This is a genomic window from Saliniradius amylolyticus, assembly GCF_003143555.1.
Classification (GTDB): Bacteria; Pseudomonadota; Gammaproteobacteria; order Enterobacterales; family Alteromonadaceae; genus Saliniradius; species Saliniradius amylolyticus.
Map to the genome: position 1 here is coordinate 3,127,140 of NZ_CP029347.1, position 20,871 is coordinate 3,148,010.

General features: G+C 54.7%; 13 protein-coding genes and 1 riboswitch. Of the genes, 9 read left to right on the plus strand and 4 right to left on the minus strand.

The window, feature by feature from the left end:
* The first annotated feature begins 44 nt into the window (after positions 1-44).
* The 5 genes from glmU (at position 45) to HMF8227_RS14575 (ending at position 7,121) form a co-directional block, all read left to right on the plus strand.
* The gene (gene glmU, locus HMF8227_RS14555; RefSeq protein ID WP_109340880.1) at positions 45-1,403 is read left to right on the plus strand and encodes a bifunctional UDP-N-acetylglucosamine diphosphorylase/glucosamine-1-phosphate N-acetyltransferase GlmU; all 1,359 of its coding nucleotides are present in this window, start codon (positions 45-47) and stop codon (positions 1,401-1,403) included.
* 261 nt (positions 1,404-1,664) lie between these two features.
* The gene (locus HMF8227_RS14560; protein ID WP_109340881.1) at positions 1,665-2,444 is read left to right on the plus strand and encodes a DeoR/GlpR family DNA-binding transcription regulator; all 780 of its coding nucleotides are present in this window, start codon (positions 1,665-1,667) and stop codon (positions 2,442-2,444) included.
* 10 nt (positions 2,445-2,454) lie between these two features.
* Positions 2,455-4,287 carry a glutamine--fructose-6-phosphate transaminase (isomerizing) gene (glmS, locus tag HMF8227_RS14565; RefSeq protein ID WP_109340882.1) on the plus strand — a complete coding sequence of 611 codons (1,833 nt, stop codon included), beginning with the start codon at positions 2,455-2,457 and terminating at the stop codon, positions 4,285-4,287.
* A 259-nt stretch (positions 4,288-4,546) separates the two neighbouring features.
* Positions 4,547-6,667 carry a methyl-accepting chemotaxis protein gene (locus HMF8227_RS14570; protein ID WP_109340883.1) on the plus strand — a complete coding sequence of 707 codons (2,121 nt, stop codon included), beginning with the start codon at positions 4,547-4,549 and terminating at the stop codon, positions 6,665-6,667.
* 19 nt (positions 6,668-6,686) lie between these two features.
* Positions 6,687-7,121 (plus strand): CBS domain-containing protein, encoded by a 435-nt coding sequence (locus HMF8227_RS14575; protein ID WP_109340884.1) that lies wholly within the window; start codon positions 6,687-6,689, stop codon positions 7,119-7,121.
* A gap of 307 nt (positions 7,122-7,428) precedes the next feature.
* Here HMF8227_RS14575 and HMF8227_RS14580 read toward each other — a convergent pair whose 3' ends face one another.
* Together HMF8227_RS14580 and HMF8227_RS14585 are read right to left on the minus strand one after the other, a co-directional pair.
* Positions 7,429-10,602: an efflux RND transporter permease subunit gene (locus HMF8227_RS14580; RefSeq protein ID WP_109340885.1), complete on the minus strand. Its 3,174-nt coding sequence runs from the start codon at positions 10,600-10,602 to the stop codon at positions 7,429-7,431.
* A 3-nt stretch (positions 10,603-10,605) separates the two neighbouring features.
* Entirely contained in the window at positions 10,606-11,793 is a 1,188-nt protein-coding gene (locus HMF8227_RS14585; RefSeq protein ID WP_239421326.1) for an efflux RND transporter periplasmic adaptor subunit, read from the minus strand.
* A gap of 165 nt (positions 11,794-11,958) precedes the next feature.
* Between HMF8227_RS14585 and HMF8227_RS14590 the strand changes: the two genes are divergently transcribed.
* Entirely contained in the window at positions 11,959-12,573 is a 615-nt protein-coding gene (locus tag HMF8227_RS14590) for a TetR/AcrR family transcriptional regulator (RefSeq protein ID WP_109340887.1), read from the plus strand.
* Here the strand turns inward: HMF8227_RS14590 and HMF8227_RS14595 are convergent.
* On the minus strand, positions 12,557-12,922 hold the full coding sequence (locus HMF8227_RS14595) for a hypothetical protein (protein ID WP_109340888.1): 366 nt from the start codon (positions 12,920-12,922) through the stop codon (positions 12,557-12,559). The two genes, HMF8227_RS14590 and HMF8227_RS14595, sit on opposite strands and share 17 nt — an antisense overlap.
* A 178-nt stretch (positions 12,923-13,100) precedes the next feature.
* On the opposite strand from HMF8227_RS14595, the gene ccoG reads away from it, so the two are divergent.
* Entirely contained in the window at positions 13,101-14,525 is a 1,425-nt protein-coding gene (gene ccoG, locus HMF8227_RS14600; RefSeq protein WP_109340889.1) for a cytochrome c oxidase accessory protein CcoG, read from the plus strand.
* Positions 14,525-15,502 carry a serine/threonine protein kinase gene (locus HMF8227_RS14605; RefSeq protein WP_109340890.1) on the plus strand — a complete coding sequence of 326 codons (978 nt, stop codon included), beginning with the start codon at positions 14,525-14,527 and terminating at the stop codon, positions 15,500-15,502. Before ccoG ends, HMF8227_RS14605 begins: the two co-directional genes overlap by 1 nt.
* A 76-nt stretch (positions 15,503-15,578) precedes the next feature.
* Here the strand turns inward: HMF8227_RS14605 and HMF8227_RS14610 are convergent, their stop codons facing one another.
* Positions 15,579-18,524, minus strand: a complete 2,946-nt coding sequence (locus tag HMF8227_RS14610) for a TonB-dependent receptor (RefSeq protein ID WP_109340891.1) — start codon at positions 18,522-18,524, stop codon at positions 15,579-15,581.
* Positions 18,525-18,656: 132 nt separating this feature from the next.
* Positions 18,657-18,846: riboswitch (cobalamin riboswitch) on the plus strand.
* 62 nt (positions 18,847-18,908) lie between these two features.
* Between HMF8227_RS14610 and HMF8227_RS14615 the strand changes: the two genes are divergently transcribed.
* Positions 18,909-20,777: a TonB-dependent receptor plug domain-containing protein gene (locus tag HMF8227_RS14615; RefSeq protein WP_109340892.1), complete on the plus strand. Its 1,869-nt coding sequence runs from the start codon at positions 18,909-18,911 to the stop codon at positions 20,775-20,777.
* Positions 20,778-20,871: the final 94 nt, after the last annotated feature.

The following is a 20,871-nucleotide window of genomic DNA, read 5'->3' on the forward strand; positions in this document are numbered from 1 at the left end:
ATGCTCAGTTAGAATATCAAGCAAATTTGCCTCTTGGATAGTCTATGTCATTCTCAGTTATTATTCTTGCGGCGGGTAAGGGAACCCGCATGAAGTCCAACTTACCCAAGGTATTGCATGCCATCGCGGGCAAGCCCATGGTGCAGCATATTATTGATACAGTGACCGGCCTCGGGGCAGAAAACATCCATCTGGTGTATGGTCATGGCGGCGACCAGCTCAGGGCTCACTTAGGCGGGAACAACCTCAACTGGTGCGAACAAGCCGAGCAACTCGGTACCGGACATGCCGCTCAACAAGCCGTTGATCATATCCGGGATCAGGAAGACGTACTGATTCTGGTAGGTGACGCCCCCCTGATCCGCCCGCAGACATTAGAGGCGCTGAAGGCCGTCAAGGCCTCGTCAGACCTTGCCTTGCTTACCGTGCACCTGGACGATCCCACCGGCATGGGCCGAATCATTCGCGATGGCAATAACATCACGGCTATCGTCGAACATAAGGACGCCACGGAGGCGCAGCGTCAGATCACCGAAATTAACACCGGCATTATGATGATGAATGGTGCGGATCTAAAACGCTGGCTGGGGAATCTCAGTAATGACAATGCTCAGGGCGAATACTACCTGACCGATGTCATCGCCATGGCCGCCGCGGAAGGCAAAACCATTCAGGCCGCTCATCCGGAAACCCCAGTCGAAGTAGAAGGGGTGAACAATCGAGTACAGTTGGCCCGGCTGGAGCGCGCCTTTCAACAGCGCCAGGCTGACACTCTGATGATGCAGGGGGTGAGTCTGGCCGATCCGACGCGCTTTGACCTGCGCGGCCAGTTGACCACAGGTCAGGATGTAAATATCGATGTGAATGTCGTCATCGAGGGTAATGTCAGTCTGGGTAACAACGTCAGCATCGGGCCTAACTGTGTGTTGAAAGACTGTCGTATTGAAGATGGCGCCATCATCGAAGCAAATAGTATCTTAGAGCAGGCTCAGGTCGGCCCGGAGTGCCAGGTCGGCCCCTTCGCCCGTCTGCGTCCTAATGCCGAATTAAAACACAAGGCCAAGGTGGGCAATTTTGTAGAGGTGAAAAAAGCCATAGTGGGCGAGGGCGCTAAGGTCAATCACCTGACTTATATCGGCGATGCCGACATCGGCGCGGGCGTAAACGTGGGCGCAGGCACTATCACCTGTAACTATGACGGCGTGAACAAGTTCCGCACCGTGATCAAAGACGGCGCCTTTATTGGCTCCAACACCTCGTTAGTCGCCCCGGTGACGGTAGGTCAGAACGCCACCGTCGGCGCCGGTTCTACCGTCACCAAAGACGTGGAAGACGAAGAGTTGGCCGTCGCCCGCGGCAAGCAGCGCAATATCCAGGGCTGGGAGCGCCCCGCTAAAAAGTAAAAACACCCTCTGTCGTCCAGAGCTTGTCTCAGAGCCTCGCGAAGACAGCCGTTAAACTCTGTGTCATACCTGCGCAAGCAGGTATCCATTCTGACATCCCCCTTGATTCTGGATGCCTGCTCGGTGGCAGGCATGACGCACACCTCGTCACCCTGACCGCCGTCGGAGTGACGCCTCACCATACTCAACAACAAAAACTCCTTGCTCTGACCATAAAACCCGCTAAAATTAATTTCGTTTTGAAACTTATTCCTTTCGCTTATGAACAAAAGAAATACCCAACAGCGTCGTCGAGCCATTGTCGAGCGACTCACCGAACAGGGTGAAGTGAGCGTCGAGGAGCTGAAGAATGCCTTTTCCACCTCGGAAGTCACTATTAGAAAAGACCTGACCGAGCTGGAAAACAACGGACTGCTGCTGAGAAAATATGGCGGAGCAGTGTTATTGCCTAAAGATGCCCCTGAACTGACCAGCAAAGAGGTTTCGAAACGAAAGAAAACCATCGCCAAAGCCGCCAGCGCCCTGATTCAGGATCACAACCGCATCGTTATCGACAGTGGCAGTACCACCGGCGCCATGCTGCCGGAGTTAAACAATAAGCTGGGACTCGTGGTGATGACCAATGCCCTGCATGTGGCTAACACTCTGCTGGAACTGGAAAACGAACCCACCGTACTGCTGACCGGCGGCACCTGGGACCGTCAGTCCCACTCATTTCAGGGCAAGATGGCAGAACAAATGCTCAGAGCCTATAACTTTGATCAGGCATTTCTGGGAGCTGCCGGGCTCGATCTTGAACGGGGCTCCACCACCTTCAATGAGCTCACCCAGCTCAGCAAGGTGATGGCAGAAGTCGCCCGGGATGTGATCGTCATGGCCGAATCGGACAAGCTGGGTCGCAAGATCCCCAATGTTGAACTGCCTTGGCAGGCTATTTCCACCCTGGTCACCGATGACCAGTTGCCCGCCGAGGCCAAGAAGACAATCGAACAACACGGGGTTGAGGTGATTTGTGCCTCGTCACCCGCCAATGAATCTTAAGGAGTGAATTATGTGTGGCATTGTCGGCGCAATCGCAGAACGGAATGTGGTGAATATCCTGCTGGAGGGTCTTAAGCGCCTCGAGTACCGCGGCTACGACTCGGCCGGTATGGCTTTGCTGGATAAAGAGCAACAACTGACCCGAGTGCGCCGCACCGGCAAGGTACAGGAACTGGCTGACGCCATTGAGGCGAACCCGGTCAAGGCTCACCTCGGAATCGCCCACACTCGTTGGGCCACTCATGGCGGGGTCACCGAGTCTAACGCCCACCCTCACTTTTCCAGCGAGCGAGTGGCCGTGGTGCATAACGGCATTATTGAAAACTACCGCTCTCTGCGTGAACAGCTCTCCGAACAGGGCTACCGGTTCGACTCGGATACCGACACCGAAACCATTGCTCATCAAATTGATGCCGAGCTGCAACACACTAACGACCTGCTGCAGGCCGTACAGAAGGCAGTGAATAAATTCAGCGGCGCCTACGGCACAGTGGTGATGGACCAGCATCATCCCGATCAAATGGTCGTCGCCCGTTCCGGAAGCCCACTGGTGATCGGCTTAGGCATCGACGAAAACTTCATCGCCTCTGACCAACTGGCGCTGCTGCCGGTGACCCGCCGCTTTATCTTTCTGGAAGAAGGCGATGTGGCCCGCATTACCCGCACCTCGGTAGAAGTGTTCAACCAAAACGGCCAGGCTGTAGAACGGCCAGTTCATGATTCGGATATCGAACACGACGCCGGTGACAAGGGTGGCTACCGCCACTATATGCTTAAGGAAATCCACGAACAGCCCATCGTAGTCAGAAACACACTGCAACAGCGCCTGACCGAGGAGGGCGTGGATGCCAACGTTTTCGGCGCCAATGCCGAAGAGTTACTCAGTCAGGTTCGCCATGTGCAAATCGTCGCCTGTGGCACCAGTTATCACTCTGGCCTGACCGCCAAATACTGGCTGGAAGAATACGCCAACGTGTCCTGCGGTGTGGAAATCGCCTCAGAGTTTCGCTACCGCAAGTCCTATGTGCATCCCAATAGCCTGCTGGTAACCATCTCCCAGTCCGGCGAAACCGCCGACACCCTGGCCGCCCTGCGTCTGGCGAAAGACTCAGGCTACACGGCCAGCCTGACCATCTGTAATGTGCCTGGCTCTTCGCTGGTACGCGAATCGGATCTGGCCTTTATGACCCGCGCCGGGGCGGAGATTGGTGTGGCCTCCACCAAGGCCTTTACCACCCAGCTCACCGGCCTGATGATGCTGACACTGGCTATCGGCCAGTATCACGGCCTGTCATCCGAGCAACGCCAGCGATTAATCGCCGGTCTGCAAAGCCTGCCCGCCAAACTGGAAGAAACCCTGGCCCTGTCACAAGGCATCGAAGATCTGGCCGAGGAGTTTGCCGACAAGGAGCACAGTCTGTTCTTAGGCCGTGGTGACCAGTACCCCATCGCCATGGAGGGGGCACTGAAGCTCAAGGAGATTTCCTATATCCACGCCGAAGCTTATGCCTCCGGCGAGCTTAAACACGGCCCGCTGGCACTGATCGACGAGAGTATGCCGGTCATCGTGGTGGCCCCCAACAACGAACTGTTGGAAAAGCTCAAATCCAATGTGGAAGAGGTCCGCGCCCGAGGTGGGATCATGTACGTGTTTGCTGACAAAAATGCTCAGTTTGAAAGCGACGAGACCATGCGCGTGATCAACCTGCCCCATGTCGATCCCGTGATCGCGCCCATCGTCTACACCCTGCCACTACAATTGTTGAGCTACTATGTGGCCATTATCAAAGGCACCGACGTCGATCAGCCTAGAAACCTGGCAAAGTCGGTAACGGTGGAATAAGCGCAGGTTAAGTTAACGATAAGGGGCTGCTTTGCAGCCCTTCATGTTTAAAAATGGTCTCCCTATCCTGCTGTAACCAGACGCTAACCCATTTTTCACTGCGCCATTATCTGCCTTATTACCAATCTCAAGCGGTGCTTTTTCAACATTTCGTTCATTTCTTACCCTGTGTCATGCTAATGTCATAACGGGTGCATAGCCGCACCCTTGGAGATTGTTGCCAAGGACAGCTCAAAACACACAACAACGCTGTACCACTATGAAAACACTCACAATAAAACAAAAGATGATGGCGCTGTTTTTGGCGCTTAGCCTGTTTCTGGTCATTGCCCTAACCATTACGGCGATCACCTCCCTCAGCGGGGCTCGTCAGCAGGCCACGGATATTTCCACTCAGAGCTTGCGCCAAAACGGCCTGTCACTGATGCAGGAGATGGCGGGCAAGCGACTGGCTCAAATCAACAAGGTGCTGGATAACGCGCTGCACATTACCCGAACGGCAGCCGCCGATACCGGTTATTTACTGGGGCAGGACTTGATTGATCAGGCCAGTCCCGAGCGGCAGCGAGATTATGTGACCCAGCAACTTAAACACTTGCTCGCCTCATACCCCGATTATCTCGGAATTATGATGCCGCTCGAGCCGGATGTGCTGGGTGCAGACGCCAACTTTGCTCATACTGAGTCTGAGTATGTAAGGGGTTACATACCCTCTGGACGCTTAGTGCCGTATTGGTATCGGGAAGGAGGCCAGTATATCCTGGATCGGGTCAGCTCCGTGGTGGACGATAACCGCAACCATTATTATCGCTGTCCCCGTGACCGTCGCGCCCCCTGCCTGATCGACCCAGCCCAGGTCGAGCTGGACGAGCAGCAATATCTGCTCACTACCGTCAGCTACCCCATCTACTATCAAAGCCAGTTCTATGGCGTGGTAGCGGTGGACTTTTCCGCCAACTTTGTAGCCGATATGGCCCGCACCAGCGACCAGCAACTATATAACGGGCAGGGTGAGGTCTTTATCGTCAGTGGCGATGGCAATATCATCGGTTACAGTGAAGCCGCCGAATCCACCGGCGACCCCCTCAGCAGTATCTCCAGTGACCTGGCACCTGTCTTTAACCAAGCCAAATCCGGTGATGAACTGGTACTTAAGCAGCAAGACGGTAAGGTGCTGCTGGCTGCTCCCACTTCGGTAGAGGGACTGGATAAGCAATGGTATTTGCTGGTGTCTATGCCCGAGTCGGTGATCACGGCCGATGGTGAACGCATCAACCAGCAACTGGCGACCACAACTACTGAGCTGCTGCTGATTTTTGTGGTGGTCGCGGTGGTGAGCATTGTATTGTCACTGGTGATCATCAACTGGATTGGCGATCGCCTGACCCGGCCGATCCATCAGGTCACCCATATCATGCGGGATATTGCCCGCGGCGAGGGCGATCTGACCAAACGCATCAATGTGTCCAGCCGGGATGAAACCGGCGAACTGGCCAACTGGATCAACCGATTTATCGACAACCTAGGCGATATGCTCAGGCAAGTGGATCAAGTTTCCGAGCGCGTTAGTGACGACAGCAATCAGGTCAAACACAGCTTTGGTCAATCGGGCCAGCAGTTAATTGAGCGGCAGGATAAGATCAACCAGATGGTGGTAAGCGCCGAAGAGATGGCTGCAACGGCTCAGGAGGTCTCCAACAATGTGGAGCAGGCTTCAGGTGCAGTGGAACAAACAGATGAACACCTAAGTACCGGCCACCAGATGATGACCACCCTGTCCGACACCATGAACCAACTCGGCGAGCAGGTGAAAGCTTCGGCGGCGGTGATCACGGAGCTGGACGGCGAGATCAATCAGATTAATGAGATTCTGTCGTCCATTCAGGGCATTGCCGATCAAACCAACTTGTTGGCATTAAATGCCGCTATCGAAGCGGCCCGTGCCGGCGAGCAGGGCCGCGGATTTGCTGTAGTGGCCGACGAAGTGCGTACACTGGCACAAAACACTCAGCAGGCCGTAGAGCAGACCCAGTCACTGATTGAACGTATTCATGGCAGCTCATCACAGGCGGTGTCGACCATGAGTGGTGGCCAGAAGCTGACCGACCAGGCGCAGGAGCTAGCCGAGAAAACCCGTCAAACCATGACCGACATCAAAGCGGAAATGAGCAAAGTGAATACCATGAGCGGCTCGGTACGCACCACCGCCAGCGAACAAACTCGCGTGGCGGAACAAATTGCGGCGGATATCACCAGTCTGGGCGAACAGCTGAATCAGGTCATCGAGGTGATGCAGCAATCGGGCGATACCATGCAGCAGTTGACCGCCGACAGCGAGAGTCTGAAGAATCTGGTGGGTCAGTTTAAGTTGGAGCGATAGTGTTAATAAGGAGAAGTCGATGCAAGTCAAAGACATTATGACCCCAAAGGTACTGAGCCTGACGGATCAGCACACCCTGTTTGACGCCCATCAGCTCACCAGCAATAAGGGCATTCGTCATATTCCGGTGATCGCCAAGGCCAGCGGCAGGCTGGTCGGCATTGTCACCCAAAAAGCGCTGCTCGGTCATGTGATGAAACTGGTGGGTCAGGTGGGCACTGAAAAACTGGAAACCAAAGAAATGCAGGTGCCCATCACTCAGGTTGTCAGTGAGCACTTCCAAACCTTATCACCAGAGCAGGAACTTAGCGAGGCGGGTGAATACTTCTTGAGTCATAAGCACGGCTGTTTACCAGTGATGGAAAGGGACAAGCTGGTAGGGATCGTGACCTCGTCAGACTTTGTGCGCCTGTCGTTGGATTTACTTAAGCAGTTGGATACCAAAGGCTATTAGGCCTTAGGTGCGTACCCTATTTATGGGCTCCTGCTCGGAGGCAGGAACGACTGTGATGAGTGGTCAGGACGACGAAGAGAGCTGGGCAAGGGGCAGAGTGATAAGCAAAAAAATAGGCCAGCTCCAACGAGCTGGCCTACACCACAGAGTAACCTCAACTAAAGGTATACTAGTAAGCCTTGCGACTTACCTAAAACACACAACGAATATATAGTCACCCAAACTGAATACTTTTTCAATCCCTTTTGTCGAAAAAGCCATCGTCGCGTTGTGCCAGTGGCAATTCAGGCTTACAGCGGACTGATCGCTAGGCCAGTCCCTCATCGGTTTCTACATGCTCTTCCTTATGATGGCGGGCAATCTCATCAGACAACTCCTTGCTGCTGCGTGACTCCCTGATGCGCCGCTCGTTTAGCCAGAAGAAAAACAGTGGCACAAAGAATACCGCCAGGAAGGTAGCCGCCATCATGCCGCCCATGACCCCGGTTCCCACGCTGTGGCGCGCTCCGGCACCTGCACCCGAGCTGAATGCCAGTGGCACCACGCCTAAGATAAAGGCCATGGAGGTCATAATAATAGGTCGGAATCTGAGCCGTGCTGCTTCCAGTGCAGCCGTGCCTGCACTCCAACCTTGCTGGTGCTTCATCAGGGCATACTCGACGATCAGGATAGCGTTTTTGCCCGCCAGGCCCAGCAGGGTCACCAGGCCAATCTGGAAATATACATCGTTGGTCAGTCCGGCGATCCAGATGGATATCAGTGCGCCAAAAGTACCAAACGGCAGAGCCAGTAGCACCGAAAAGGGCAGTGACCAGCGCTCGTAAAGGGCCGCTAGAATCAAAAACACCATCACTACCGCCATACCCAGCGCTAAGCCTGTTGTGCCGGAACTTTGCTTTTCCTGATAGGCGGTGCCGGTCCATTCATAGGTGATATCCGGCGGCAATACCTCCGCTGCCAGACGTTCGATCTCGGCAATGGCCTGACCGGAGCTGTAACCGGGCGCCGCATTGCCCATCACCTTCACCGCGGGCAGGTTGTTATACCTGTCCAGGCTCTCGGGGCCGGTGGTGTGCTTAACATCGGCAAAAGCCGATACCGGGATCATCTCGCCACTGTTGCTGCGGACATAGATATTACCGATATCCTGCGGCGACATCCGAAATTCGGGAGCAGCCGACATTAATACCTGCCAGGCACGGCCAAACTTATTAAAGTCGTTCACATAGTAGGTGCCCAGAGTGCCCGCCAGCGCATTAAAGGCCGAGTTGATAGGCACGCCCATGGCACGCGCATGCTCGCGATCCACATCCACTTCCAGCTTGGGCGTATTAGGCCGCCACTGGGTTTGCACATTAGCCAGAATCGGGCTCTGCTGTGCGGCACCCTGCAGCTTCTGCAACGCCTGATTCAGTGCCTGCGGACCTCCGGTGCCTTTATTCTGCAGGTAAAACTCGAAACCACCGGTATTGCCCAGACCGAAGATCGGCGGCGGGTTAAAGGCAAGCACCAGAGCCTCGTTAATACCGGCTGTCTTAGCAAACAGTTCGCCCACCAGCTCCGGTGTACTGACCTCTCGGTCATCCCAGTGCTTCTGGGTTACAAATAAGGTGGCGGCATTATTTTTATAGCCATTACCGATAAAGTCGAAGCCGGTAAAGGCCACCACATTTTCATTAGCCGGGTTGGACTGTACGGCCGCGACTACTTCGTCCACCACGTCTTTGGTGCGCTGCAAGGAGGCGCCATCGGGCAAATACACCGCCGAGATGTAATACCCCTGATCTTCGTCCGGCACCAGAGAGCCCGGCGTGGCGGACCACATCCAACCGGTGAGCGCCACCATGCCCGATACCAGAATCAGGCTCAGAAGACCACGGCGTAAGAAGAAGCTGACCCCGCCCACGTATTTTCCGGTCAGGCGGTGGAAAAAGTCGTTAAACCAGCGGAAGACGCCGCTGTCTTTCTTATCCTCATGTTTGAGAATCAGCACACACAAGGCCGGCGTCATGGTCAGTGCCACCACGCCCGACAGGCTGACCGATATTGAAATGGTAATGGCAAACTGGCGGAATAATTCGCCGGTTAATCCGCCCAAAAAGGCGATGGGCACAAACACCGAGCACAGCACCAGCACGATGGCTACCACCGGACCGGACACCTCACGCATTGCCTTGATGGCTGCTTCCCGCGCCGAGAGTTTCTCCTCGTGCATAATACGCTCGACGTTTTCCAGCACCACGATGGCATCATCCACCACAATACCGATGGACAGCACCATGCCAAAAAGAGTCAGGGTATTGATGGAATACCCCAGCATATGCATTCCGGCAAAGGTACCGAGCAGGGACACAGGCACCGCCAGCACTGGAATCATGGTGGCTCGCCAGTTTTGCAGGAACACAAACACCACCAGGAATACCAGCACCATGGCCTCGCCCAGTGTCTTCAACACCTCGCGAATCGACACTTCCACAAATCGGGTGGTGTCGTAGGAGATGGTATGGGCCAACCCGGTGGGGAAATCAGCTTTAATCTGCGCCACTGTCGCTTCCACTTCCTCCGCCACTTCCAGGGCATTCGCCCCGGGTTGCAGGAAGATCCCCATCAGCACCGCGTTTTTACTGTTAAACTGACCGATAAAGTCGTAATCCTTGGAGCCCAACTCCACGCGGGCAATGTCTTTCAGGCGCAGGTTGCTGCCGTCCGGGTTGGAGCGGACGATGATATTGCGAAACTCATCGGCATCAGACAGCCGCCCCTTGGCTGTCACACTGTAAACCAGCGACTGGTCGTCGGTGTGAGTGGGGGCCGCGCCGATCTTACCGGCCGCGTACTGGGAGTTTTGCTCGCGTACGGCGGCAGCCACTTCCTCAACGGTCACTCCCAGCTGACTCATGACATCCGGGCGCAGCCAGATGCGCATGGCGTAATCCTTAGCACCAAAGATCTGCACATTGGTGGTCCCGGGAATACGCTTGATGCGATCCAGTACATTTAACGTCACATAGTTGGATGTCCAAAGGGCATCGCGACTGCCGTCAGGAGAGTAAAACGCGTGGACCTGCAGGAAGCTGGACGAGCCTTTTTGTACCACCACACCCTGACGACGGGTCTCCTCGGGTAGGCGAGCCTCCACCTGCTTAACGCGGTTGTTCACATCCACCGCCGCGTCGTCCGGGTCGGTGCCGATCTCAAAGGTTACCGAGATAGTGGTCACACCGGAACTGGTCGAGGTGGAAGACATATACATCATGCCCTCTACGCCGTTGATGGCGTTTTCAATGGGCGTGGCCACGGTTTTTTCCAGCACCTCGGCCGAGGCCCCCGGATAAACTGCCGTCACCTGTACCACAGGCGGCGCGATTTCCGGATACTGAGCCACCGGCAAACTGCGCATGGCGGCAATGCCCGCCAGCACGATAAATATGGAGATAACAAAGGCGAATATGGGCCTGTCGATAAAAAATCGGGAAAACATGGTTTACTCCTGACCCGCTGCAGAGCCGTTGGTCACTTGTATAGGCATGCCGGGGAAGAAGATACGGGCCATGCCGTCGATCACCACCCGGTCACCATCATTAAGACCCGAACGAATCACCCAGCCATTTTGCACACCAGCGTCGCTCTCGCGGCGCACCCATTCGCCCACTTCTATCGGGGCTGGCCTGGCCACCGTCATACCCTGCTCATTCTTAGCGGCCACATACACAAACTTGCCCGTACCACTGTCCATCACGGCCCGTTGCGGCACCACATAGGCGTCGTGACGCTCGGCGCCTTCCAGCACCACACGCACAAACTGCCCCGGGCGCAGGGCAAAATCACCATTTGGCACCAACGCCTGTAATTCGCTGGTGCCTGTATTAGGATTGATGCGCACATCGGAGAAGTTCACTTCACCAATCTGGTCATGGAAGGTGCCATCGGGCAATTTAACGCGGGTTTGCCAGTGATTGTCTTGTGGCAGGGTCAACTTACCAGCAGCAGCGTCCTGGCGCATTTGCAGCTGCAAGCGCTCAGACAGGCCAAACCGCACCCGGATCGGGTCCAACTGAGTCACGTTAGTCAGGAGCAAATCCGGACCGGACACATAGGTCCCTTCTGAGGCCAGCTCTCGTCCGGCGATACCGGTCACCGGCGATTTCACCTGAGCGTACTCCCGCTCTAGGCGGGCCTGGTCAAGCCCGGCCTTGGCCGATTCGAGATCGGCCTGCGCCACCTCCTGAGCGGAAATAGCATCATCCAGTTCACGCTGAGACACTGAGTTTTTGTCTCTGAGGGGACGCAGTCGCGACACTTCCCGCTCTGCCTGCGCAAGGCGTGCCTCGGCTGCCTGCAGGTCAGCCTCAGCCGCCGATACTGCGACTTCAAAGGGCTTCATATCAAGGGTAAACAAAGACTCACCGGCGTTCACCTTGGCGCCTTCACCAAAGTTACGGGACTCCAGAATACCGGCCACCCGGGCGCGTATTTCCACTTCCTTAAAACCGGATAGCGTAGCCGGCAATTCAATGGCAAAGGGCACGGTCTCTCTCCGCATCACCTGAATGCTTACTGACGCAGGACGCATTCCCTGATCTTGAGAGGCTGCCTTATCGTCACTGGGCTGACAGCCAGCCAAAGCCAGGAGTGCGGCTCCGGCGAGCATGAAACTAAGATAATCTGACATTGCTCTTTTCATAGTGGTATTACCTGCAGGCAAAACAAAAATAGTCTGGATGGCAGCAAAAGAGATTGCTTACCTTTTATGCTACACAAAAGTACACGATAGCGTATACTTTTTCCAGAGGAAGATTGTTAAACTTATGTTGATAGTAGTAATTAGGGGAAGGCCGTGGGCCGCAGCGACGACAAGCAAAACGATATTTTATGTGCCGCCATTAGCGAGTTCAGCGAAAAGGGCATGATGGCCACCACCATGGAGGCCATCGCTCAGCGGGGCCATGTTTCAAAACGGACCCTTTACAAGCACTATCCCTGTAAGGTCGATCTGATGGACGCGGTCGTGGATTTGCTCATGCAGCGTATCGAGCCACTCAAAGACGTCAGCTTTGCCCCTGAACGCCCCTTTCTGGAGCAAGTACAAGAATTGGCCCAACTGGCCGTGGATCTATTTACCGATGAGGACTATTTGCGCCTCGCCCGTATTGTGATTTTAGAATCAGTCCGTTCAGAGCGGGAAGCCGGCCGCTTGAACGAAAAATTCGCCTCTTGCGAAGCCGGCATGAACGATTGGTTTAAACAGGCCGAGCAGGCCGGTGCTTTAGGCCACTTTAATGCCGAAACCGCTTCAGAGCTATTCTACGGTACCATTAAGAAGCTGGCCTTCTGGGATCGCGCCGTGCGTTGGAAACCACCGATGAACAAGCAGGAAACCCAGCAGAAGCTGGAAAATTTCTGTCAGTTTTTCTGTGCTGGTCTGGGGCGAGAGGTCAGTCTTTCGGATTGATCAGTGACAGGTTACGTATTTCATGACATAAGTAAACCCGGGTCTGACCATAGACATAAGGGTTCTTATCCTGCCGATCACAGTAATAACGTTTAAAGTGGCGTATCCCGGCGATGCTGCTGGTCATATCACGCACATAATCCTGCTGATAGGGTTTCAACCTGGAAACGGTAGGTTCAATTCGCTCTCGAAAGTCGCGCAGTATCTCCCGCTCACCCATTGTGGCGACAGCCTCTATCCAGTCTGACACGGTAGCTCGGACATCACCCAACAGGTAATGAGCAAAGGGCGAGCGCAACACCGCAATCAGCAGGGCAATTTCGATGGCAATAATAATGGCGCGTTTCATTGCTTCACATCAAGACAGCGATAATGGCGTTAGTGTAGCCTAGTTACCAGCGGACTGACACAGTTAAAGTTATATAAAAAAATAACCAAATACCGATGCCAGTTGTTAACAATTCCACAACAGAAACCCTCCGCGGCAGCTGTTATACTGAAGCCGCATTAATTGCTGAGGCGAAAGAATGAGCGAACAAATTCCCGTCAAAGACGTTTCCCCGGTCAAAGTGCATCAGCCTGACAGCAATACCAAGGCCGTGAAGAAAGGACCAGGCGGTATCTATGTGCGAGAAGTTTCCGGCCCTCTGGAAACCTTCCGCCGCTATTGGGGCTTTATTTTCCTGGCGCTGTTTGCCGGGCTTCCATGGCTGCAGTTTAACGGCCAGCAGGCCATCCTGTTGGACATCGGTGAACAACGCTTCAATATCTTTGGCCTGACGCTCTGGCCTCAGGACCTGACCCTGCTCGCCTGGCTGTTTATCGTTGCCGCTTTTGCCCTGTTTTTCGTCACCACCTTTGCCGGACGGGTGTGGTGTGGCTTTATGTGTCCCCAAACCACCTGGACCTACATGTACGTATGGGTCGAACAAAAACTGGAGGGCAGCCGCAATAAGCGCATCAAGCTGGACCAGCGGCCCATGGACGCCGACAAGTTCTGGCGCAAGACCGCCAAGCATCTGATCTGGATTGTCATCGCCCTGCTCACGGCGCTGCTATTTGTGGGCTATTTCACCCCCATCCGCGAGCTGTTTATCGACTTATTCACGTTTGAGGCCGGATTCTGGGCCGGATTCTCGGTCATCTTCTTTGCTTTTTGCACCTATGGCAACGCGGGCTGGATGCGCGAGATCATGTGTACCCACATCTGCCCCTATGCTCGTTTTCAGTCGGTGATGTTCGACAAAGATACCCTCACCGTAACCTACGATCCCCATCGCGGAGAACAGCGCGGTCCGAGACCCCGTAAGGCTACCCGGGAAGAGAACGCCGCCAAGGGGTTGGGGGACTGCATCGACTGTCACCTTTGTGTGCAAGTTTGTCCTACCGGCATCGATATCCGTAACGGGCTACAGTACGAGTGCATCAACTGCGGTGCCTGCGTGGATGCCTGTAACGGAGTGATGGACAAGATGGGTTATCCCAAAGGGCTAATTCGGTACACCTCTGAAGCGGAGCTTGAAGGCAATAAGGCGCATATCCTGCGGCCCAAGCTAGTGGGTTATATGGTGGTGCTCATGGTGATGACCGGCTTGCTGATATTTGAACTGATGAGCCGGGTGCCGCTGGATGTGGATGTCATTCGCGATCGCAATCAATTGTATCGGGAAACCGCCGATGGCTTGGTAGAGAACGTTTATACCCTGAAAATTCTCAATAAATCGCAGGATACCATGCAGTATCGTATCAGCGTTCAGGGGCTCGAGGAACATCGCTATATCGGCGACCATCAAGTCACCGTGTCCGGTGGCGAGGTTTGGGTGGAGCCCATCAGCGTGGCGGTCGACCCCTACAACCTAAGTGAGACCATTACCGATATTCAGATTAGGGTTGAGGCTGTCGGCGACCCCGATATTGTTGCCCACTCGCCCACAAGATTCATCTACCGCTGATGTCAGAATTTCATTTTACCTCACTGACCCCGGACCTAATCCTGGATGCCATCGAAAGTACCGGCATCCGGGTGGACTCCGGCCTACTGGCTCTGAACAGCTATGAAAACAGGGTTTATCAGTTTAAGGATGAATCGGGACGACGTTTGGTGGCGAAGTTTTACCGCCCCGAACGCTGGAGCCGGGAGCAGATTCAGGAGGAGCATGACTTTGCCCTGGAGCTGGTCGACAATGAAGTGCCCATTGCCGCGCCACTGGTGATTAACCAGGCAACGCTGCATCCCTATGAAGGATTCTGGTTTACCCTCTTCCCCTCGGTGGGCGGTCGCCAGTTTGAGGTAGATAATCTGGATCAGTTGGAGTGGATGGGCCGCTTTATTGGTCGCATTCACGCCGTGGCCAAAGCCCGGCCCTTTGAGCATAGGCCAGCCATCGATACAAACGGCTTCCTGTCCCAGCCCAGAGCAGAACTCGAACACAGCACCTTATTACCAGATACCTTAAAAACCGCTTTCTTTACCATCGCCGATCAGGTGATCGAGCAAGCCCAGCGGCTTTACACTCCAACGGTCCTCCAGCGTCTGCACGGCGACTGTCATCCAGGCAATATTCTCTGGCATGATGAGCTCGGTCCCACTTTTGTGGATCTGGACGATTGCCGCATGGGGCCAGCGGTACAGGACCTCTGGATGATGTTGTCCGGTGACCACCAACAACAGTTATTACAGATGGATACTCTGGTGTGCGCCTATGAGGAGTTTGCCGACTTCGATCATCGTCAACTGGCGCTGATGGAGCCTTTGCGCGCCATGCGCATGATCCACTATATGGGCTGGCTGAGTCGTCGCTGGCAAGACCCGGCCTTTCCTCAGGCATTTCCCTGGTTCGCTGAAGAGCGCTACTGGGAGAACCAGATTCTGGCCTTAAAAGAGCAGCTCGCCACCCTTCAGGAACCGCCGCTTAAGTTAATGCCCTAAAGCCACCTTCTCTGACCATGGTCAGCCGTCATGCCTGCCACCGAACAGGCATCCAGTACCAAGCACCGGTTCGGATTTAAAACGACACTCTGGCGCCCAGGTATAACCTTCTGGGCTCCACCCAGTCCATGGCTTCGCCAAAGGCGAACACGCCGTCACCGGCCGCCAGATCCTGTTCCCGGCGCACCGCCTGATGGTTGAACAGGTTAAAGACATCCAGAAAAAACTCGGCCTGATAGTGGTCGAACTCATGACGGTATTTCACCCGAAAATCCAGGGTGCCGTAGGAGGGCGAGCGCCGGGAGCCGACAGCTCCTTCCGCTATCCAATGCGTATCTTCAACACCGCCAAAGGCATAAGGCTGTTCTACTCTCACCGGTAAGTGACGTCCTAAAATCGACCAGGTCTTACTGTAGACTGTGCCCGAATTCCAGTGATAAACCGCGCCGACTTCCACACCATTATCGAATCTGTAGCTGCCGTAAAGCTTAACCAGATGGCGAATATTACCTGGCTGAGGACCGGCTACATTGGGCGCTTTAGGATCCATCCACACCACGTCCCCCTGAAAGTGAGCCTCGCTGTCGGAGTAGGTGTTACTGGTCGCTCGGTTATAAGTCCATGAAGCATTGAAAAACCAATTGTCGATACGCTGGCGGGTCAGATCCAGCTGCACACCCTGATAATCCCGGCGGCCATCGGGCATAGACGCGATCACGTAGTTGGCATTGGGCTGACGATCGAAGCCAAAGTAAGACAGCGGCAAAAAGAAGTCGGTGCCTCGCAACCCATCGCTGTAAACACTCAGATCATAATCTTCCATAATGTCCCTGGTGACTCTGTCGGTGTATGTCACCTCAAGACTGAGTGCTTCGCTGAGCTGAGTGGCATAGCCCAAAAGCCACTCATCGGTATACGGCGTTTGGGTATTAGGCGCAAACACAGCATTAGGCACTCTGTCGCCACCACGAACCCGGTAGGTCAGCCAGCGGTCGTCCAAATACAGCTGCTCATGACGTACAGGCCCGGTGAGATTACCGGCAAAGTTAGTGGTATTGGTGCGCAACGGGTCGTAGTAGCGGCCCATAAATCCCCAGACCTTGCTGTCATCACCCAGGTCGTACACCAGACTGAATCGGGGAGCTAATTCCCAGTCAAAATCGGCGATCTTGTCGCCACTGGAAGAGAAGTGGCGCCAGTTCTCGGCCCTGATTCCCAAATTCAGCGTCCAGGGGTCCAGTGTCCAGCTGTCTTGCACAAACACCGTGGTGCCCTTACTTTCCAGGCTAATGGGCGCCGTTTGTACCATGGCATGCCGGTACAGATTAATATCCCCGTGGGGATTCCCGGCGCTGCTGTCGAAGATCAGGTTCCCAAGCTCTTCATGGCTGATCTGGCCGTTGTTATCGTCGTCATAGCGGGCATGATAGAGCTCAACATCCTCGCTGTTATCAATAGCATCGATCACCCGCGTCAGGTCCTGCGTCGACAGACTGACACCGCCGACCCAGTTAGCACTCAGGTAGTCATTCAGTGTCGCACCAGACTGGCTGACACCGATGGAGTGATACTGCGCCCCTTCACCGGTAAAACGCCAGTCCCGCTTATTGTCATTCTCGGTATGCAGCAGTCCGGCCTTAATAACATGACTGCCATATTGCCCCTGGTCGAGAAAGTATTCTAGCTTCGCCAGATACTCGGTTTTATTGCGGAAGTTGGTTCTGTCACTGCCAAGACCGCCTTTGTTGAGGTCCGCATTAGTCGGCTGCACAGCGCTACTTGCTAAGTAGCTGACATCGTTGCGGGTGCTGTTGTCCGCCGCCAACACCGAGTCTTCGCTCTCATGGCGGGAGGCGCGCAAAGTCATCAAGCTATTGTCGCCCTGACGGCGGTATTCCAGACGGTAATTATCGCCCCCGGTTTCACGGCGGCGGTCACGGTTATTGGGAACAGCGGGATCGTTTGAACCACCGATGGACTGAGGGTCATTAAACCAGCTCAGTTCCCAGTAGTCCTCTTCGCCGGGCTGCCATGACAGCTTTAAAAAGCCTAAGTCCTGATGCTGGTTGATCTGCCGGAGCCAGCTGTCGGTCACAGGGTCGGTAAGACTTTCTTCCCGCTCCTTACGCTGGTAGGAACCAAAAAACCACAGCTGATCGTCAATCAGCGGACCGCCCAGGGTAAGAGCCGTATCGAAAGTAGAAAAGCCATTTTGAGACAGGTACTTATGGTCAGAGACCAATGCATCGCTCTGCCAGTAATAATTCAGCGAGCCGTGCCAGTCATTGCCGCCGGACTTGGTAAGCACCCGGCTGACCAGACCCGGACCACCGGCGTATTCGGCCGGGATGCCACCAGTAAATACCTGCTGTTCCTGAATGATCTCCGAATTGATACTGGCACCAAAGGTGCCGGTTTGATGGTCCGTGACATTGACTCCATCCAAGTAGTAGATATTGTCGGTGGAAACTCCGATACGGCCACCAGGATAATTGTAATTAACGCCGGACTTAGACGCCGGGTTGCCGTCCACCGACGGCTTGGTGCCCGCCACCAGTTGCAAATAATCCTGGTAGCTTCGTTCGGTAGGCAGGGACTCGGTCATATCCAGAGTGATCGCCATCCCCGTGATGGCCGAGGTTGTGTCCAGCAGCGCCAGATGCCGTCCGCTGACTTCGATGGTCTCCAGCCTGTCTGACTTCAGCGAATAGCTCAGTTCAAAAGTCTTGCCCGCTATCACTCGCACCGGGTTGACCAACAACTCGCTAAAGCCTTGACTCTGAATCTGCAACTGATAGTACCGAGAGGACGCCAGTCCGGCTAAGCGCACCTTACCTTGCGCATCGGTTTTTCGATTAGCCCCGGTGGGAACATCGGGCGCCTGAATGCGTACCTGAGTGTTCGGCAACGGCTGCCCCTGGGGGTCTGTGACCTGGAGAATCAGGCCCCCCGTATCCGCAGTTAGTGCTTCCGGCGAAACCACAGCCAGAATAATGGCAAATATTTTAGAGATCAGTCGCATAGTGTGTGCTCTTTGTCACGGTATTCACGTTTATTATTAATAACGTCTGATAACATGGTCTGTTGTATCGACCAATAACTTAAGAATATAAGTTCATTATATTTTCCCCTACCCTCCTGCGCCTATTCTGTTAGCATAGCCCGCGCTTAGGGTGCTCCCCAGGAGGTAAACGGGAAGTTGGTGTAAGCCCAACGCTGCCCCCGCAACGGTAAGTCAGTATGACTCACTTTATTCGCCACTGTAAGCTCAGCTTATGGGAAGGCTAAGTGAGAGCCGCAAGGCCCTGACAAGCCCGGATACCGGCCTTAAGCAAAAGGGGTCGAACCTGCCCGGTTCGGCAGAGTCCATTTGCGCTCGGGCGGAGCGCCAAAGGAATAACATTATATGCCAACTCCGAATACCCGTTTTTCGGCGGCCTTGCTATGCGCCGTCTTATCCAGCTCTTCTCTGGCTGACAATATCGAAACCATCAGCGTCACAGGGTCACGCCTCCCCATCAACCAACAACAGTTAGCCTCAGCGCTGACGGTGATCGACCAGGACACCATCGAGCGGTCACAGGCACTGAGCGTATTGGATCTGCTCAGAACACAGGCCGGCATCAACATCAGTCAGTCTGGTGGTCGCGGCGCGGTGGCCGAAATCCGGCTGCGCGGCAGCGAGAGCAATCATACACTGGTGCTGGTCGACGGTGTCGAAATAAACGATCTGGGCAGTGGCGGTCTGGTGGATTTTAGCCATCTTCAGCTGGCCAATATTGCAAGAATTGAAATTCTCCGTGGCCCTCAAAGCGCCCTTTGGGGCAGTGGCGCCATAGGCGGTGTGATCAATATCATCACCCAGCAGGCCAGAGATCCAAGAGCGAGTTTGAGCGCCAAGCTGGCCGACCACAGCAGTCACAATCTCAGTGCTGCCATCAGTAATACCAGCGGACCGGTGAGTTACGGCGTGAACGTCAACCGACTGGACGTGCGCGGTCATAACATTGCCCGTCAAGGGGATGAAAACGACAATTACGACAACCAGTTGTTCGGCGGCCAGCTGAACTGGCAGTTGTCCGAGCAATCGATCTTAAAGGCCAGCTACCGACACACCGATGCCTCGGCCGAATTTGATGCTCCCAACTATATGACCACCGGCCTGCCAGAAGACGCCGATCGCGTGACCGACACCACTCAGCAGCAAGCTAAGCTGGAATGGCATTTCACGCCGTCAGATGCGTCGTGGCAGCATCAGCTAGGGTATCGCTTCAGTCGCAATGAAAACATCACCTTTGCCAACAACGACTACCGCAATGACAACGACTCCAGCAAACAACGTCTGTTCTGGCAAAGCAGTGTACACTATGACACCAACAGTCGTCTGACCTTAGCAGTGGAAGCTATTAAGGAGCGCTTCCAGCAGGCGGGCGTCAACGCCGATGTCAATCAGACTCGCGACAACACTCGTTATGCACTGGTAGGCGACTGGCTTCATCAGGTCACCGCCGCTCTGTCGGCCTCGGTGAGTCTGAGGTACGACGACAACGACTTCTTTGAAGATTCACACAGCTATCGAGCGGGGCTGAGCTACCAGCTGACAGGCGGTCATAAGCTTTACGCCAGCGCCGGTCAGGCGGTGAAAAACCCCACCTTCACCGAACTGTTTGGTTACTTCCCTGACTTTTTCATCGGCAATCCGGATTTGGAAGCGGAGAAGTCACAAACCCTGGAAGTGGGCGGCCAATTTGCACTGCCAAAACAATGGCAACTGGATCTGTCTATCTATGACGCTACTCTGGACGATGAAATCACGCCCAGCGCCGACTTTACCAGCTCCATCAATGCCTCCGGTGAGTCGGAACGTCGCGGTGGTGAGTTAAAACTCGCCGGACAGTGGCAGAAGCTGGGTCTGACCCTGGATTATGCCTACATCGATGCGCGCCAGCCGAACTTCCGCGGTCAGTTGCAGCCGGAACAGCGCCGAGCCCGACACACAGGTGGGTTGACGCTGGATTATCAACCCTCGGATAAAATCAGTGTGTTTATCAGCGGCAGCTATCAGGGCACGCGCCTGGATACCAATTTCCTCAGTTTCCAGCGAGTCAGACTCCCTGCCTATAGTCTGTTGTCTGTAGGCGGCGAATATCGGCTCACGGACAAGTTAGCGCTGACGCTGCGCGCAGACAATGCACTGGATGAGGATTACGAGGACGTACTGGGTTATCGAGGTCAACGGCGCCGCCTCTGGCTGGGTCTGGATTATTCACTCTAGATTCATATTGGCATGGCATACTTGGCTTCCAGGTATGCCAGCTACCAATTTTTACCATTTAAACTTGGCTGTGGTAGGCTTGGCGGGTCGTTAA

Bases quoted from the DNA above. Each gene is read 5' to 3' on its own strand.
- glmU (WP_109340880.1), top strand. From the start codon at position 45: ATGTCATTCTCAGTTATTATTCTTGCGGCGGGTAAGGGAACCCGCATG.
- HMF8227_RS14560 (WP_109340881.1), top strand. From the start codon at position 1,665: ATGAACAAAAGAAATACCCAACAGCGTCGTCGAGCCATTGTCGAGCGA.
- glmS (WP_109340882.1), top strand. From the start codon at position 2,455: ATGTGTGGCATTGTCGGCGCAATCGCAGAACGGAATGTGGTGAATATC.
- HMF8227_RS14570 (WP_109340883.1), top strand. From the start codon at position 4,547: ATGAAAACACTCACAATAAAACAAAAGATGATGGCGCTGTTTTTGGCG.
- HMF8227_RS14575 (WP_109340884.1), top strand. From the start codon at position 6,687: ATGCAAGTCAAAGACATTATGACCCCAAAGGTACTGAGCCTGACGGAT.
- HMF8227_RS14580 (WP_109340885.1), bottom strand. From the start codon at position 10,602: ATGTTTTCCCGATTTTTTATCGACAGGCCCATATTCGCCTTTGTTATC.
- HMF8227_RS14585 (WP_239421326.1), bottom strand. From the start codon at position 11,793: ATGTCAGATTATCTTAGTTTCATGCTCGCCGGAGCCGCACTCCTGGCT.
- HMF8227_RS14595 (WP_109340888.1), bottom strand. From the start codon at position 12,922: ATGAAACGCGCCATTATTATTGCCATCGAAATTGCCCTGCTGATTGCG.
- ccoG (WP_109340889.1), top strand. From the start codon at position 13,101: ATGAGCGAACAAATTCCCGTCAAAGACGTTTCCCCGGTCAAAGTGCAT.
- HMF8227_RS14605 (WP_109340890.1), top strand. From the start codon at position 14,525: ATGTCAGAATTTCATTTTACCTCACTGACCCCGGACCTAATCCTGGAT.
- HMF8227_RS14610 (WP_109340891.1), bottom strand. From the start codon at position 18,524: ATGCGACTGATCTCTAAAATATTTGCCATTATTCTGGCTGTGGTTTCG.
- HMF8227_RS14615 (WP_109340892.1), top strand. From the start codon at position 18,909: ATGCCAACTCCGAATACCCGTTTTTCGGCGGCCTTGCTATGCGCCGTC.